Below are 12,761 nucleotides of genomic sequence, written 5' to 3' on the forward strand. Positions count from 1 at the left end.
TAGCAACTTTTTACACAAGAATTGGCTTACAAATATAAACATTTTTGATGTTTCACTGAATTTTATATCTTTAAATTCTTTGTGAAATATTACTAATTTTAGAAAGGGATAGAATGAGAAAATTAGCATTAAGTGATGAAATTTTGCTCAAAGTTGATAAAGCTGCCCGCTATATTGGCGGCGAAGTCAACTCTGTAATGAAAGATAAAAATGAGGTAGAAATCCGTTTTGCAATGTGCTTCCCGGATGTCTACGAAATCGGCATGTCCAACCTCGGTATGATGATCCTCTACAACATGTTCAACCAGCGTGAGGATGTTTGGTGTGAGCGCCTTTTTTCTCCGTGGCCGGATCTGGATAAAGTGATGAGGGAACAGAATATCCCGTTATTTGCACTGGAGTCCCAGGAGCCGATCCGTGATTTTGATTTTCTTGGTATTACTCTTGGTTATGAAATGTGTTATACCAATATCCTCCAGGTACTGGATCTCAGCGGGATTCCGCTGAAAAGTGCGGACCGTGGTGAGGATTTCCCGATTGTGATCGGTGGTGGTGCCTGTGCGTATAATCCGGAGCCGCTGGCGCCGTTTTTTGACCTGTTCTATATTGGAGAGGGCGAGACGGTTTATGATGCTCTTTTTGATGCTTATAAGGCCAATAAGAAAGCTGGCGGCAGCAGGAGAGATTTTCTTCTGGCAGCAGCTAAGATCCCTGGAATTTATGTTCCATCTCTTTATGAAGTTACCTATAAAGAAGACGGCACGATCGCATCCTTTGCGCCAACAGAGGCTGGCGTTCCGGAAAAAGTCCAGAAACAGCTGATTATAGACATGGAGAAGGAATACCGTGCAGTGGAAGCACCGGTTGTTCCACATATTAAAGCTACACAGGATCGTGTAACTCTGGAAATCCAGCGAGGATGTATCCGTGGATGTCGTTTCTGCCAGGCAGGAATGATCTACCGTCCTACCCGTGAACGTGATGTGGAGACTCTGAAAGAATCCGCACGTATCATGCTGAAAAATACAGGACACGAAGAGATTTCCCTCAGTTCTTTAAGTTCCAGTGATTATTCCCAGCTGAAAGAACTGGTGAATTTCCTGATCGAGGAGTTCCATGGAAAAGCGATCAATATCTCTCTTCCGTCTCTCAGGATCGATGCTTTTGCGCTGGATGTTATGAGTAAAGTGCAGGATGTAAAGAAAAGCAGCCTGACTTTTGCACCGGAGGCCGGTTCTCAGCGTCTCCGTGACGTTATCAACAAAGGACTGACAGAGGAAGTGATCCTCCATGGTGCTGGCGAGGCGTTCAAAGGCGGCTGGAATCAGGTAAAACTTTACTTTATGCTTGGCCTTCCAACAGAAACAGAAGACGATATGAAGGGAATTGCTCATCTGGCACAGAAGATCGCAGAGACCTATTATGAGGTAGTTCCGAAAGAACAGCGTAAAGGCAAGGTACAGATCAACGTCAGCACATCTTTCTTTGTGCCGAAGCCGTTTACCCCCTTTCAGTGGGCACCAATGTATACAGAGCAGGATTTTGTGGAAAAAGCCAAGGTGGTTAAAAATGAAGTCCGCGCCCAGCTGAATCAGAGAAGTATCCGTTATAACTGGCATGAACCGGATGTAACAGCTCTGGAAGGATTTCTCGCACGCGGGGACAGACGATGTGCGGACGTGATCCTGAAAGCTTATGAAAAAGGTGCTCTCTATGACGCCTGGACAGAAAATTTTGATTATGATATCTGGAAAGAAGCCATGGCTGAGTGTGGTGTGGATATGACATTCTACACTCTTCGTGAAAGAAGCCTGGATGAGATCCTTCCGTGGGATTTCATTGATACCGGTGTCAGCCGTAAATTCCTGGAGCGTGAATGGCAGCGCGCAAAAGAGGGCGTTGTGACAGAAAACTGCCGTCAGAAATGTTCCGCATGTGGAGCTATGAAATTTAAAGGAGGTGTCTGCCTTGAAGGTAAGAATTAAATTCAGTAAAGAAGGCCCTATGAAGTTTGTGGGACATCTGGATACCATGCGTTATTTCCAGAAAGCACTTCGTCGTGCAGAACTTCCGGTAGCTTTTTCCGGTGGGTACAGCCCCCATATGATCATGTCTTTTGCAGTTCCACTTGGTGTTGGAATGGAAAGCCTGGGAGATTATTTTGACCTGGAAATGGCAGAAGATATGTCTACGGCTGAGATTGCAGCCCGTCTGGATGAACAGATGGCAGAGGGAATGCATATCGTAAGTGTCCGTAAGGTAGAGGATGGAAAAGCGGGTAAAGCGATGGCGCTGGTGGCAGCAGCAGATTACTTTGTGGAGTTCCGGCCGGGCAAGGAGCCTTCTATTGAATGGAAAAACCGTGTGGAAGAATTTCTGGCACAGCCGGAGATCAAAGTGACCAAACAGACAAAGCGCAGTGAAAAGGAAATCGATCTTCGTCCGAATATCTATAAAATGAAAGTAAGAAATAATGGTTTCTTCTATATGCTGGCATCCGCAAGCTCCAATTACACGAAACCGGAACTGGTAACAAATACATTCTTCAAATGGCTGGGAGAAGAACTTCCGGAATTTGCCTTTACAGTAAAACGTCTGGAAATGTATGCAGACCAGGGAGAAAATGCAAGCCCGCGTTTTGTAACGCTGGAATCATTAGGTGAGGAAATTGAGTAAACTGATCATAACAAGGATGGAGATCCATGATGTACCCTGTACAGTTGCGGCTCTTATTGAAGAGGAACGGATCATGGAGGTCCGGCTGGAATCCGATCAGGAAAAATCCATTCTTGGAAATATCTATACCGGACAGGTTGAGAATATCGCATCCAATATCCAGGCGGCTTTTGTCCAGATCGGACCTGGAAAGAGATGTTACTATCCTCTTGCGGAAGCGCAGAGAGCTGTTTTTTCCGCAGGAAGAAAAGGGAACGGGCCATTGCGTCCGGGAGATGAACTTCTGGTCCAGGTGAGCAGGGATGCTATGAAGGGAAAACTTCCTGCACTGACATCCAATCTGAATTTTACAGGAAGATATCTTGTTCTTACGACAGGAGATAAAAAATTTGGACTGTCTTCCAAACTGACACAGGAAGACCGCCATCGCCTCAGCGGATGGCTGAAAGAAGAAGCAGACCGCCCGGATAAAGAATTCGGGATCATCGTCCGTACCAATGCCGCAGACGCTTCCAAAGAAGAAATCCTGAAGGAACTGGAATGGCTGAAAGGCCGTTACTACAAAGCTGTAGTTCAGGGGCGTAACCGCACCTGCTTCAGTCTGGTACTGGAGACAGAACCATTTTATGTGGCGGCTGTACGGGATGCTTATGGCCGTGACCTGGATGAGATCATCACCGATGTGCCCGAGATCAGGGAAACGATTCAGGGATATCTGGAAGAGATCAGCCCGGAGCTCAAAGAAAAGCTTCGTTTTTATCAGGATAAACTGCTTCCGCTTTATAAACTGTATCGCGTAGAAACTGCACTAGATACGATCCAGAAAGAAAAAGTATGGCTGAACAGTGGAGGATTTCTGGTGATCCAGCAGACCGAAGCTTTTGTATCCATTGATGTAAACAGTGGGAAATATACCGGAAAGAAGAAAATGGAAGAAACGTTCCGCAAGATCAATCTGGAAGCGGCGGCAGAGATCAGCCGGCAGTTACGGCTTCGCAATCTTTCCGGCATTATTCTGATCGATTTTATCAATATGGAAAACCCGGATCACAGAGATGAACTGTTCCATGTTTTACAGAAGCTTCTCAGAAAAGATCCGATAAAGAGCCGTGCCATTGATATCACGCCATTACACATTTTGGAAATGACCAGAAAGAAAGTAAGACGTCCTGTGATCGAAGATATCCGGGAACTTGCAAAAAAATAATAAAAATGTCAAAAAAACTATTGACAGAACAGCATGTCACTGTTATGATAATCGAGTATGCCGCACAAAGAGGTTAAAGCGCTTCGGTTTTAGGACAGAAGCCACCGAATTTGGCGAGTAAATAATTAGGAGGTGCCACAGATGTACGCAATTATTGCAACAGGTGGTAAACAGTACAAGGTTGCCGAGGGTGACGTAATTAAAGTTGAAAAGCTCGGTGTAGAAGCTGGTGAAACCGTAACATTTGACAACGTAATCGCAGTTAGCAATGACGGATTAAAGGTTGGCGAAGATGTAAAAGATGCCAGTGTTACCGCTTCTGTAGTTGAAAACGGTAAGAATCGCAAGGTCATCGTTTACAAATACAAACGCAAAACTGGATATCACAAGAAAAACGGACACAGACAGCAGTACACCAAAGTTAAGATCGAAAAGATTAACGGTTAATCTGGTGTCATCATGATTACAATTAAAGTCAGAAAGAAAAACGGATCTTACGAAGAATTTATTTCGAAGGGACATGCCGGTTATGCGGAAGCCGGGCAGGATATTGTCTGTGCTGCTGTGTCTGCGCTGATTATTAACACGGTGAATTCTCTTGAGAAATTCACAGATGATAATTTTGATGTGCATGAAAAGGATGGATTTGTTTCCATTCATTTCAGAAATGATCTTTCTGAACAGGGAATGCTCCTTATGGATTCCTTACTTCTCGGTCTGACGGAAATTGCTGGTAGTTATAACAATCGATATTTGACAGTAAAAGTCAAGGAGGTGTAACAACAATGATGAAGATGAACCTTCAGTTATTCGCACATAAAAAGGGAGTTGGTTCTACAAAGAACGGTCGTGATTCCGAGTCTAAGAGATTAGGTGCGAAAAGAGCAGACGGACAGTTTGTAAAAGCCGGAAACATTCTTTACAGACAGCGCGGAACCAAGATTCACCCAGGTGAAAACGTAGGCTGCGGTAAAGACTATACTTTATTTGCACTTACAGACGGAGTCGTAAGATTCACAAGAAAAGGTCGCGATAAGAAACAGGTTTCTATCGTTCCTGTAGACGCAGAGTAATGAAATAGGTAAAAGGCTTCAAATCGATCCGGTTTGGAGCCTTTTTTTGGAATAGAGGTGTAATATGTTTGCAGATAGAGCAAGGATCATTATCCGCTCCGGTAAAGGCGGCGACGGACATGTAAGCTTCCGCCGTGAGCTGTATGTACCGAATGGTGGCCCGGACGGCGGCGATGGTGGCCGTGGCGGTGATGTGATTTTTGAGATCGATGAGGGTCAGAATACTCTCGGAGACTACAGACACAGAAGAAAATATAAAGCTGAGGATGGCCAGGAGGGCGGTAAGAAACGCTGTCATGGCGCTGATGGCAAAGATGTTGTCCTGAAAGTTCCGGAAGGAACAGTTATCATGGATGCGGAATCCGGTAAAGTCATTGCAGATATGTCCGGTGAGAACCGCAGACAGATCGTGTTAAAAGGTGGCCGTGGCGGAAAGGGAAATCAGCACTACGCAACAGCTACCATGCAGGTACCGAAATACGCGCAGCCAGGACAGCCGGCTCAGGAGCTTGAAGTTCTCCTTGAGCTCAAAGTGATCGCGGATGTTGGTCTTGTAGGATTCCCGAATGTTGGTAAATCCACGTTCCTTTCCCGTGTGACCAATGCACAGCCGAAGATCGCCAATTATCATTTTACAACATTAAGCCCGAATCTTGGCGTTGTAGATACGGATAACGGTGGTTTTGTTATCGCGGATATCCCGGGACTGATCGAGGGTGCATCCGAAGGTGTGGGACTTGGACATGAATTCCTCCGTCATATTGAGCGTACACGAGTTATTATCCACATTGTAGATGCAGCTTCTGTAGAAGGTCGTGATCCGGTAGAGGATATCCACAAGATCAATAAAGAGCTGGAAGCTTACAATCCGGAAATTGCGGCAAGACCGCAGGTGATCGCAGCCAACAAGATCGACTGCATTTTTGACGATGGTGAAGAAAACCCCATCGATCGACTGAAAGAAGAATTTGAGCCGCAGGGCATTTCCGTATATCCGATTTCAGCTGTTACCGGACAGGGTGTCAGAGAGCTCCTTTTCCATGTGAAAGAGCTTCTGGACAAGAGTCCTATGAAACCGGTCGTGTTTGAGCAGGAATTCTTCCCTGAGGATGTTCTGGTAAATGAGAATCTTCCGTTTACTGTAGAACGCAGCGAAGAAGATCCGGAAGTCTTCCTTGTGGAAGGTCCTAAGATTGAAAAAATGCTTGGTTATACAAATCTGGATTCCGAGAAGGGATTTGCGTTCTTCCAGAGATTCCTGAAAGAAGGCGGCATTCTGGAAGAACTGGAAAAGGCCGGTATCCAGGAAGGCGATACGGTTCGTATGTATGGCTTTGATTTCGATTATTATAAATAAGAGGTATAACAAATGACAAGTAAGCAGAGAGCATATTTAAAAGGCCTTGCCATGACCATGGATCCGATCCTTCAGCTTGGCAAGGGAGGTCTTACTCCTGAAAATACTGCTGCTGTTGAGGAAGCTCTTGCAGCAAGAGAGCTGATCAAGATCAGTGTTCTTCAGAACTGTCTGGAAGACCCACGTGAAATGGCACAGGTCCTTGCAGAGAGAACAAGATCTCAGGTAGTACAGGTGATCGGTAAAAAGATCGTCCTCTACAGAGAAGGTAAAAAGGATAAGAAAAAGATCATTCTTCCGTAATTTCGGGAGGTCATAATTGAGCAAAAAAGTAAAAAAAATAGGAATCATGGGCGGCACTTTTGATCCCATTCATATGGGACATCTGATTCTGGGAGAAAAAGCCTATGAACAGCTGGGCCTTGATAAGGTTTTGTTTATGCCCTGTGGAAATCCCCCGCATAAACGAAACCGGAAAGGCCGGGCTACCGATGAACAGCGTGCGGAAATGGTTCGTCTTGCCATAAAGGACAATCCTCATTTTGAGCTGTCTCTGATCGAGATGCATGAGGAAGGCTATACGTATACTTACCGGACGTTGGAACAGTTGAATGCAGCGAATCCGGATACAGAATATTATTTTATTATCGGTGCGGATTCCCTTTATAATTTTGATACCTGGAGGGAACCGGGACGCATCTGTCAGGAAGCAGTGCTGGTAGTAGCAACCAGAGATCATACCCCGTTAAAGGAGCTTGATCAGCAGATGGAACTTCTGGCACAGAAGTACAGCGGGAATTTTATCCGATTGGATACGATGAATATTGATGTTTCCAGCGAGCTTCTCCGTTCCTGGCATAAAAGTGGACAGAGTCTCCGCTACTATGTTCCTCAGCCTGTGATTTCCTATATTGAGAAAAACGATATATATAAAGGAAATGATTCAGATGGGAAAATATGATTTTATCAAGATAAAAAAGAAACTTTCCAAATATCTGGATGAAGCCAGATTTGAGCATACGATGGGAGTTATGTACACCTGTGCCGCACTTGCCATGGTTTATGGTTATGATCTGGAGGATGCACAGGCTGCTGGTCTTCTTCATGACAGTGCAAAGTGCATTCCTAATAAAAAGAAACTGAAACTGTGCAGCCAGCATGATATTCCGGTATCAGATTTTGAAAAGGATCATCCATTTCTTCTTCACGCAAAGCTGGGGGCTTATGTGGCCAGCAGTAAATATGACATTAAAGATGAAGAGATCCTGACAGCGATCACGTATCATACGACAGGAAGACCGGGAATGAGTCTTCTTGAGAAGATTGTATATATCTCAGATTATATCGAACCAATGCGTGACAAAGCCCCGAATCTTCCAAAAGTTCGAAAGATCGCTTTTGAAGATCTGGATGAGTGCATGTATGAGATTTTGAAAGATACACTGGAATATCTGGAGGAAAATCCCAAGGAGATCGACAGTACGACCAGGGATGCTTATGTTTATTATAAAGACCTCCATGACAGAAAAATGCAGGATGCAGCCAACAGACAGGAGGATTAAAATTCTATGAGTATCGAAAAAGAGATGGTCCGGATCGCCTGCAAGGCACTGGATGATAAAAAAGCAAAAGATATCAAGATCATTGATATCCATGAGGTTTCCGTAATCGCAGATTATTTTGTGATCGCAAGTGCTTCCAACCAGAATCAGGTACAGGCAATGGTTGACAACGCAGATGAGATGCTTGGCCGTGCCGGATATGAGGCAAAACAGATCGAGGGAACCAGAAACTCCAGCTGGGTTCTTATGGATTATGGCGATATGATCATCCATATCTTTGACGAAGAGAACAGACTGTTTTATGATCTGGAGAGAATCTGGAGAGACGGAAAGATTCTTGATGCCCAGGAATTCCTGGCAGAGGGTGAAGAATAAATAAGCTGAACACTAAAAATGCGGTATCCTTTAAACAGATACCGCATTTTGCTGTTTTCGCATAACTGAAAACCATAGTTTAAGAAAAGAAACGGAACACCCCAAATACCTTGCCGAGGATTTTCAGGTTTCCTGTGATAATAATCGGTTCCATATTGTCATTTTCCGGCTGAAGACGATAATAACCATTTTCTTTATAGAATGTTTTGACTGTGGCAGAATCATCAATCAGAGCAACTACCATATCTCCGTTTTCGGCGGTAGACTGCTGTTTTACAAGTACCTGGTCGCCATCAAAAATACCGGCGTTGATCATGCTGTCACCTTTTACTGTCAGCATAAAACTCTGTTCATTTGGCATATATTCTGCCGGGATTGGAAAGTAGGCATCAATGTTTTCAACAGCCAGGATCGGCTGTCCAGCTGCAACGGTACCTACAAGCGGGACGTTGACAACTTCACGACGCACCAGATTGAAATTATCGTCTATAATTTCAATTGCACGGGGTTTGGTGGCGTCTCTGCGAATATATCCGTTTTTTTCGAGAGCTTCCAGGTGAGAATGAACAGAAGATGTGGACTTCAGATTTACTGCTTCACAGATCTCACGTACAGAAGGTGGAAAACCTCTGTTGAGAATTTCATTTTTCATATAATCCAGTATTTCCTGCTGCTTTTTGCTGATTCTGCCATATGTCATATGTATTTACCTCCCTGGGTTAAAGTTTATCTGCTGCCGGACGTAATATGACAGCGTCACGAAATTATATTTTAAATATTATAACATACTTTTGTAAAAATAGCAAACGGATATTCGGAAAGTATGTTCGGACGTTTTAAAGCTTGTATTCAGGAAAAGAAAATGTTACAATAAAACGGATTTTAAGAAATGAAAGATGTAAAGGAGGCATTCGTTTGCCTGATAATAAAGCACATTCCAGCAGCACACCTGGAATACTAGCAAAACTTCGTAAAATTTTTGGTCTGAACATAGGAACGGTAATGTTTGGAGCGATTCTTATTTATATGATTTTCAGTGTGATTCTTTATCTTACGGCTTCTCATATGGAGTCCTATCAGGTTCCGTCAGGTCCCTTGTCCATGAATGAAACATACACCGGGCTGTCTATTATGACAGAAAATGTAGTACAGGCAGATGCCGGTGGGTATGTTACCTATTATGCAAGAGAGGGAACCAAAATCAATGCAAATGGAGCTGTATACAGTTTAAACAGTTCCAAGGCCGCAGACAGTGGTTCTTCTCTGAGTAAGGATGAGCTGGCAGATATCCGCAGTAATATGCAGAGTTTTTCCAAAGGCTTTGATGCAAGTAAATTTAACAGTACATACAGTTTTAAATATCAACTGAGCGGAAGTATTCTTCAGTATGCCTCTGATAACTCCAGTGTGTCTACCACCAGTACGGTGAATGAAGATGGGGAGGAAGTTACAACAACTACAACAACTGTTTCCAGTGATCCGAATATCCGTCGTGCACAGACCGATGGGATTATTTTGTATTCTACGGATGGATACGAGTCAAAAACGGTTGACACTGTTACAGCTGCAGATTTTGATCAGAATTCTTATCAGGAGACAGATCTGAAAACAGATGGCCAGGTAAATGCCGGAGATGATGTTTATACAATTATTACAGATGAACGGTGGAGTCTGTTGATTCCGCTAAGTGAAAAACAGGCTGCCAATCTGAAAGACCGCACGTCCATACGTGTCAAATTTTTAAAAGATGATTTGACTCAGACCGGAGATTTTTCCATTATGGAGATTGACGGATCTAAATATGGAAGGATTGATTTCAATAAAGGCCTTATCCGATATGCATCAGATCGTTTCCTTGAAATAGAGCTGGTTACCAATAATGTGACCGGACTGAAAGTTCCGTTATCATCTATAGTAACGAAGGAATTTTATGCAATTCCCTCAAAATATATGACAACGGATAAAGATACACAGCAGTCAGGCTTCATGCTTTCAGGCAGAAACAAAAAAGGAAACAGCACTACAACGTTTATAAATACGGGTATTTACGGACGTGATGAGGTTACGGATGAAAAAACACAGAAAGTAAGTTATATTTATTACGTTGATAAAAGTAAATTCAATGAGGGCGATGCAATCATTGATCCGGACAGTGGAGAAAAGTTTGTAATCGGAGATACAGAAGTTCTGGAGGGCGTTTACTGCATCAACCAAGGGTATGCTGTATTTCGCAGAATTGAAATTCTGGATGAAAATGAAGAATACGCGGTTGTTTCCAAAGAAACATATAATGGACTTGTCAGATATGACCGTATTGTAAAAAATGCAGATAAAGTAAGTGAACAAGATATACTTTATTAATAAAGGAGGCTTTCGGCTATGGTAGCGGAAAATTTAGTACAGGTACAAAAAAATATTGAAGAATCCTGTAAGAAGGTAAATAGAGATCCGGGAGAGGTGACACTTATTGCTGTCAGCAAAACCAAACCAGTGGAAATGCTTCAGGAGGCTTATGCCGCAGGTGCACGTGTTTTCGGAGAAAATAAAGTACAGGAGATTGTGGATAAATATGATCAGATGCCGGCGGATGTTCAGTGGCATATGATCGGACATCTGCAGCGTAACAAAGTAAAATATATTGTGGATAAGGTTGCGATGATCCATTCTGTAGATTCTCTTCGACTGGCTGAAACCATAGAAAAAGAGGCAGAGAAAAAGAATGTAGTCGTACCGATTCTTATAGAAGTAAATGTAGCTCAGGAAGAGAGCAAATTTGGCTTAAAACCGGAAGAAGTTTTGCCCTTTATTGAACAGATTGCAGGTTTTTCCCATATACAGGTCAAAGGCCTTATGACAATTGCTCCTTATGTAGAAAATGCTGAGGAAAATCGTGAAATTTTCCGTGAACTCAAGAAATTAAGTGTTGACATTGCAGCTAAAAACATTAATAATGTTACTATGAGTGTTCTGAGTATGGGAATGACCGGAGATTATATGGTCGCCGTGCAGGAGGGCGCTACGATGGTGCGTGTAGGTACCGGTATTTTCGGTGCAAGAAATTACGCAATATAAGACTAATAAGATTGGAGATTTAAAATGGGCGTTTTAGATAAATTTTTAGATGCCATCAAACTGAACGACGATTATGACGATGACGAATTATTAGATGACAGCATCCTTGAGGAAGAAGATGATTACGACGACGACTTCCTTGATGATGACGATGATATGGAAGAAAAACCGAAGAAAAAGTTTTTTGAGAAATTTTCCAAAAAGAAAACAGAGGAAGAAGAGGATTTTCTGGATGATGAGCCGGAAGAAGAACCAATTAAAGTGGCTTCTCCAAAGGTAACAGCCAAGACTGCTGCAACAAAAGCACCTGCAAGACAGGAACGTGTTTCCAGACCAGCTCCGTCTTCGAAAATCACACCAATGCGTACAAGTAAGCGTTCCGCACAGACTGTAAATATGGAAGTCTGTGTAATTAAACCGACTACTATGGAAGAAGCCAGAGAGATTGCGGATACACTTGTTGACAATTCTACTGTAATTCTGAATCTTGAGGGAATTGATGTGGAACTTGCTCAGAGGATCATTGATTTTACTTCAGGAGCATGTTATTCCCTGGGAGGAAGTCTTCAGCAGGTATCCAGCTACATTTTTGTACTTGGACCATATAATGTAGATATTACCGGTGATCTTCAGAATATCCTTGGAGGATCTGTACCATCTGTAAGAGTAGGGTACTGATTTCATGGATAAAGAAGAACTTTTTATCAAGAGAATCCGTGAACTGGCGAATATGGCATATCAGCGAGATATTACCACATTTACGGATTTTCTTAATTTAAATGAACGAAATATTTTAAACAGCCAGAATTTTCATAAGCTGGGCGTAACAGCGGAAAGTTTTGGAGGATATGAAAATGCAGAGCGTCAGATGGTAGCCTTTCATTCTGATGCTCTTACTTTTACAGGGGAATATCCTATTGACTGTATCCGTCTGGAACCCAAGGCAGTAAAATTTTCGGAAGATTTGACACATCGGGATTATCTTGGAGCCATATTAAATCTTGGTGTTGATAGAAGTGTTGTGGGGGATATTCTCATAGAAGATCATACGGCAAGTTTCTTCTGCCTGCATAGAATGACAGATTTTTTTCTGGAGAATCTGTGCCGTGTAAGACATACCACCGTTGTGGCTTCCAGGATAGAAGACCCCGGTGAATTTCCACAGCCGAAAATGACACCAATTACAGGTACCTGTGCTTCTGTACGTCTGGATTCATTGATCGCACTGGCTTTTGGGACGTCAAGAAGCAGTATTGTACATTGTATTGAAGAAGGTCTTGTATTTGTAAATGGAAAACTGATTACATCCAATGGCTATGAGCCTAAAGAAGGCGATATTATATCCGTTCGAAAAAAAGGACGTTTTATTTTTGATGGAGTATCCCGCCGGACGAAAAAAGGACGTCTCGGTGTACGTATTCTGCTTTATATCTGACAGC

Annotated in this window: 16 protein-coding genes; 15 read left to right on the forward strand and 1 reads right to left on the reverse strand. The window is 43.0% G+C overall.

Going from position 1 to position 12,761, the window contains the following annotated elements; all coding sequences use genetic code 11:
• Positions 1 to 113: 113 nt before the first annotated feature.
• The 11 genes from GPK88_RS00890 to rsfS all read left to right on the forward strand — a co-directional run bounded on the left by GPK88_RS00890 (position 114) and on the right by rsfS (position 8,250).
• The gene (locus tag GPK88_RS00890; RefSeq protein WP_148446969.1) at positions 114 to 1,985 is read left to right on the forward strand and encodes a TIGR03960 family B12-binding radical SAM protein; all 1,872 of its coding nucleotides are present in this window, start codon (positions 114 to 116) and stop codon (positions 1,983 to 1,985) included.
• Entirely contained in the window at positions 1,960 to 2,676 is a 717-nt protein-coding gene (locus GPK88_RS00895) for a TIGR03936 family radical SAM-associated protein (RefSeq protein ID WP_334297581.1), read from the forward strand. The genes GPK88_RS00890 and GPK88_RS00895 overlap by 26 nt, the downstream gene beginning before the upstream one ends.
• Complete coding sequence (locus tag GPK88_RS00900; protein WP_334297582.1) at positions 2,660 to 3,883, forward strand: ribonuclease E/G; 1,224 nt, start codon at positions 2,660 to 2,662, stop codon at positions 3,881 to 3,883. Before GPK88_RS00895 ends, GPK88_RS00900 begins: the two co-directional genes overlap by 17 nt.
• 141 nt (positions 3,884 to 4,024) lie before the next feature.
• Positions 4,025 to 4,330, forward strand: a complete 306-nt coding sequence (gene rplU / locus GPK88_RS00905) for a 50S ribosomal protein L21 (protein WP_015525170.1) — start codon at positions 4,025 to 4,027, stop codon at positions 4,328 to 4,330.
• Positions 4,331 to 4,342: 12 nt separating this feature from the next.
• On the forward strand, positions 4,343 to 4,663 hold the full coding sequence (locus GPK88_RS00910; RefSeq protein ID WP_173761614.1) for a ribosomal-processing cysteine protease Prp: 321 nt from the start codon (positions 4,343 to 4,345) through the stop codon (positions 4,661 to 4,663).
• A 5-nt stretch (positions 4,664 to 4,668) separates the two neighbouring features.
• On the forward strand, positions 4,669 to 4,956 hold the full coding sequence (gene rpmA / locus GPK88_RS00915) for a 50S ribosomal protein L27 (RefSeq protein ID WP_015525168.1): 288 nt from the start codon (positions 4,669 to 4,671) through the stop codon (positions 4,954 to 4,956).
• A gap of 64 nt (positions 4,957 to 5,020) precedes the next feature.
• Positions 5,021 to 6,313, forward strand: coding sequence for a GTPase ObgE (obgE, locus tag GPK88_RS00920; protein ID WP_173761615.1), 1,293 nt, complete (start codon positions 5,021 to 5,023; stop codon positions 6,311 to 6,313).
• A gap of 12 nt (positions 6,314 to 6,325) precedes the next feature.
• A complete protein-coding gene (yhbY, locus tag GPK88_RS00925) occupies positions 6,326 to 6,616 on the forward strand; it encodes a ribosome assembly RNA-binding protein YhbY (protein ID WP_021978046.1) in 291 nt (96 codons plus the stop codon).
• Between the two features lie 16 nt (positions 6,617 to 6,632).
• Positions 6,633 to 7,274 (forward strand): nicotinate-nucleotide adenylyltransferase, encoded by a 642-nt coding sequence (gene nadD / locus GPK88_RS00930; protein ID WP_148446960.1) that lies wholly within the window; start codon positions 6,633 to 6,635, stop codon positions 7,272 to 7,274.
• Entirely contained in the window at positions 7,261 to 7,875 is a 615-nt protein-coding gene (yqeK, locus tag GPK88_RS00935; RefSeq protein ID WP_021978044.1) for a bis(5'-nucleosyl)-tetraphosphatase (symmetrical) YqeK, read from the forward strand. The genes nadD and yqeK overlap by 14 nt, the downstream gene beginning before the upstream one ends.
• Before the next feature lie 6 nt (positions 7,876 to 7,881).
• On the forward strand, positions 7,882 to 8,250 hold the full coding sequence (gene rsfS, locus GPK88_RS00940) for a ribosome silencing factor (RefSeq protein WP_021978043.1): 369 nt from the start codon (positions 7,882 to 7,884) through the stop codon (positions 8,248 to 8,250).
• A gap of 79 nt (positions 8,251 to 8,329) precedes the next feature.
• Here rsfS and lexA read toward each other — a convergent pair whose 3' ends face one another.
• Positions 8,330 to 8,950: a transcriptional repressor LexA gene (lexA, locus tag GPK88_RS00945; protein ID WP_021978042.1), complete on the reverse strand. Its 621-nt coding sequence runs from the start codon at positions 8,948 to 8,950 to the stop codon at positions 8,330 to 8,332.
• Between the two features lie 215 nt (positions 8,951 to 9,165).
• Here lexA and GPK88_RS00950 point away from each other — a divergent pair, with 215 nt between their 5' ends.
• From GPK88_RS00950 to GPK88_RS00965, 4 genes are read left to right on the forward strand one after another with little or no spacing between them, the layout of a single operon-like run.
• Complete coding sequence (locus GPK88_RS00950; RefSeq protein ID WP_148446955.1) at positions 9,166 to 10,611, forward strand: biotin/lipoyl attachment domain-containing protein; 1,446 nt, start codon at positions 9,166 to 9,168, stop codon at positions 10,609 to 10,611.
• A gap of 18 nt (positions 10,612 to 10,629) precedes the next feature.
• Positions 10,630 to 11,322, forward strand: coding sequence for a YggS family pyridoxal phosphate-dependent enzyme (locus tag GPK88_RS00955; protein WP_173761616.1), 693 nt, complete (start codon positions 10,630 to 10,632; stop codon positions 11,320 to 11,322).
• Positions 11,323 to 11,346: 24 nt separating this feature from the next.
• Positions 11,347 to 12,000, forward strand: coding sequence for a cell division protein SepF (locus GPK88_RS00960; RefSeq protein ID WP_173761617.1), 654 nt, complete (start codon positions 11,347 to 11,349; stop codon positions 11,998 to 12,000).
• 4 nt (positions 12,001 to 12,004) lie between these two features.
• The gene (locus tag GPK88_RS00965; protein WP_173761618.1) at positions 12,005 to 12,757 is read left to right on the forward strand and encodes a YlmH/Sll1252 family protein; all 753 of its coding nucleotides are present in this window, start codon (positions 12,005 to 12,007) and stop codon (positions 12,755 to 12,757) included.
• Positions 12,758 to 12,761 lie beyond the last annotated feature (4 nt).

The organism is Blautia sp. MCC269, from assembly GCF_018785655.1.
Lineage (GTDB): Bacteria > Bacillota > Clostridia > Lachnospirales > Lachnospiraceae > Blautia_A.

What these genes read in the sequence shown, in the direction of transcription:
- yqeK (WP_021978044.1), top strand. Translation starts at nt 7,261, where the DNA reads ATGGGAAAATATGATTTTATCAAGATAAAAAAGAAACTTTCCAAATAT.
- GPK88_RS00890 (WP_148446969.1), top strand. Translation starts at nt 114, where the DNA reads ATGAGAAAATTAGCATTAAGTGATGAAATTTTGCTCAAAGTTGATAAA.
- rpmA (WP_015525168.1), top strand. Translation starts at nt 4,669, where the DNA reads ATGATGAAGATGAACCTTCAGTTATTCGCACATAAAAAGGGAGTTGGT.
- GPK88_RS00910 (WP_173761614.1), top strand. Translation starts at nt 4,343, where the DNA reads ATGATTACAATTAAAGTCAGAAAGAAAAACGGATCTTACGAAGAATTT.
- GPK88_RS00960 (WP_173761617.1), top strand. Translation starts at nt 11,347, where the DNA reads ATGGGCGTTTTAGATAAATTTTTAGATGCCATCAAACTGAACGACGAT.
- obgE (WP_173761615.1), top strand. Translation starts at nt 5,021, where the DNA reads ATGTTTGCAGATAGAGCAAGGATCATTATCCGCTCCGGTAAAGGCGGC.
- rplU (WP_015525170.1), top strand. Translation starts at nt 4,025, where the DNA reads ATGTACGCAATTATTGCAACAGGTGGTAAACAGTACAAGGTTGCCGAG.
- GPK88_RS00965 (WP_173761618.1), top strand. Translation starts at nt 12,005, where the DNA reads ATGGATAAAGAAGAACTTTTTATCAAGAGAATCCGTGAACTGGCGAAT.
- yhbY (WP_021978046.1), top strand. Translation starts at nt 6,326, where the DNA reads ATGACAAGTAAGCAGAGAGCATATTTAAAAGGCCTTGCCATGACCATG.
- lexA (WP_021978042.1), bottom strand. Translation starts at nt 8,950, where the DNA reads ATGACATATGGCAGAATCAGCAAAAAGCAGCAGGAAATACTGGATTAT.
- GPK88_RS00955 (WP_173761616.1), top strand. Translation starts at nt 10,630, where the DNA reads ATGGTAGCGGAAAATTTAGTACAGGTACAAAAAAATATTGAAGAATCC.
- rsfS (WP_021978043.1), top strand. Translation starts at nt 7,882, where the DNA reads ATGAGTATCGAAAAAGAGATGGTCCGGATCGCCTGCAAGGCACTGGAT.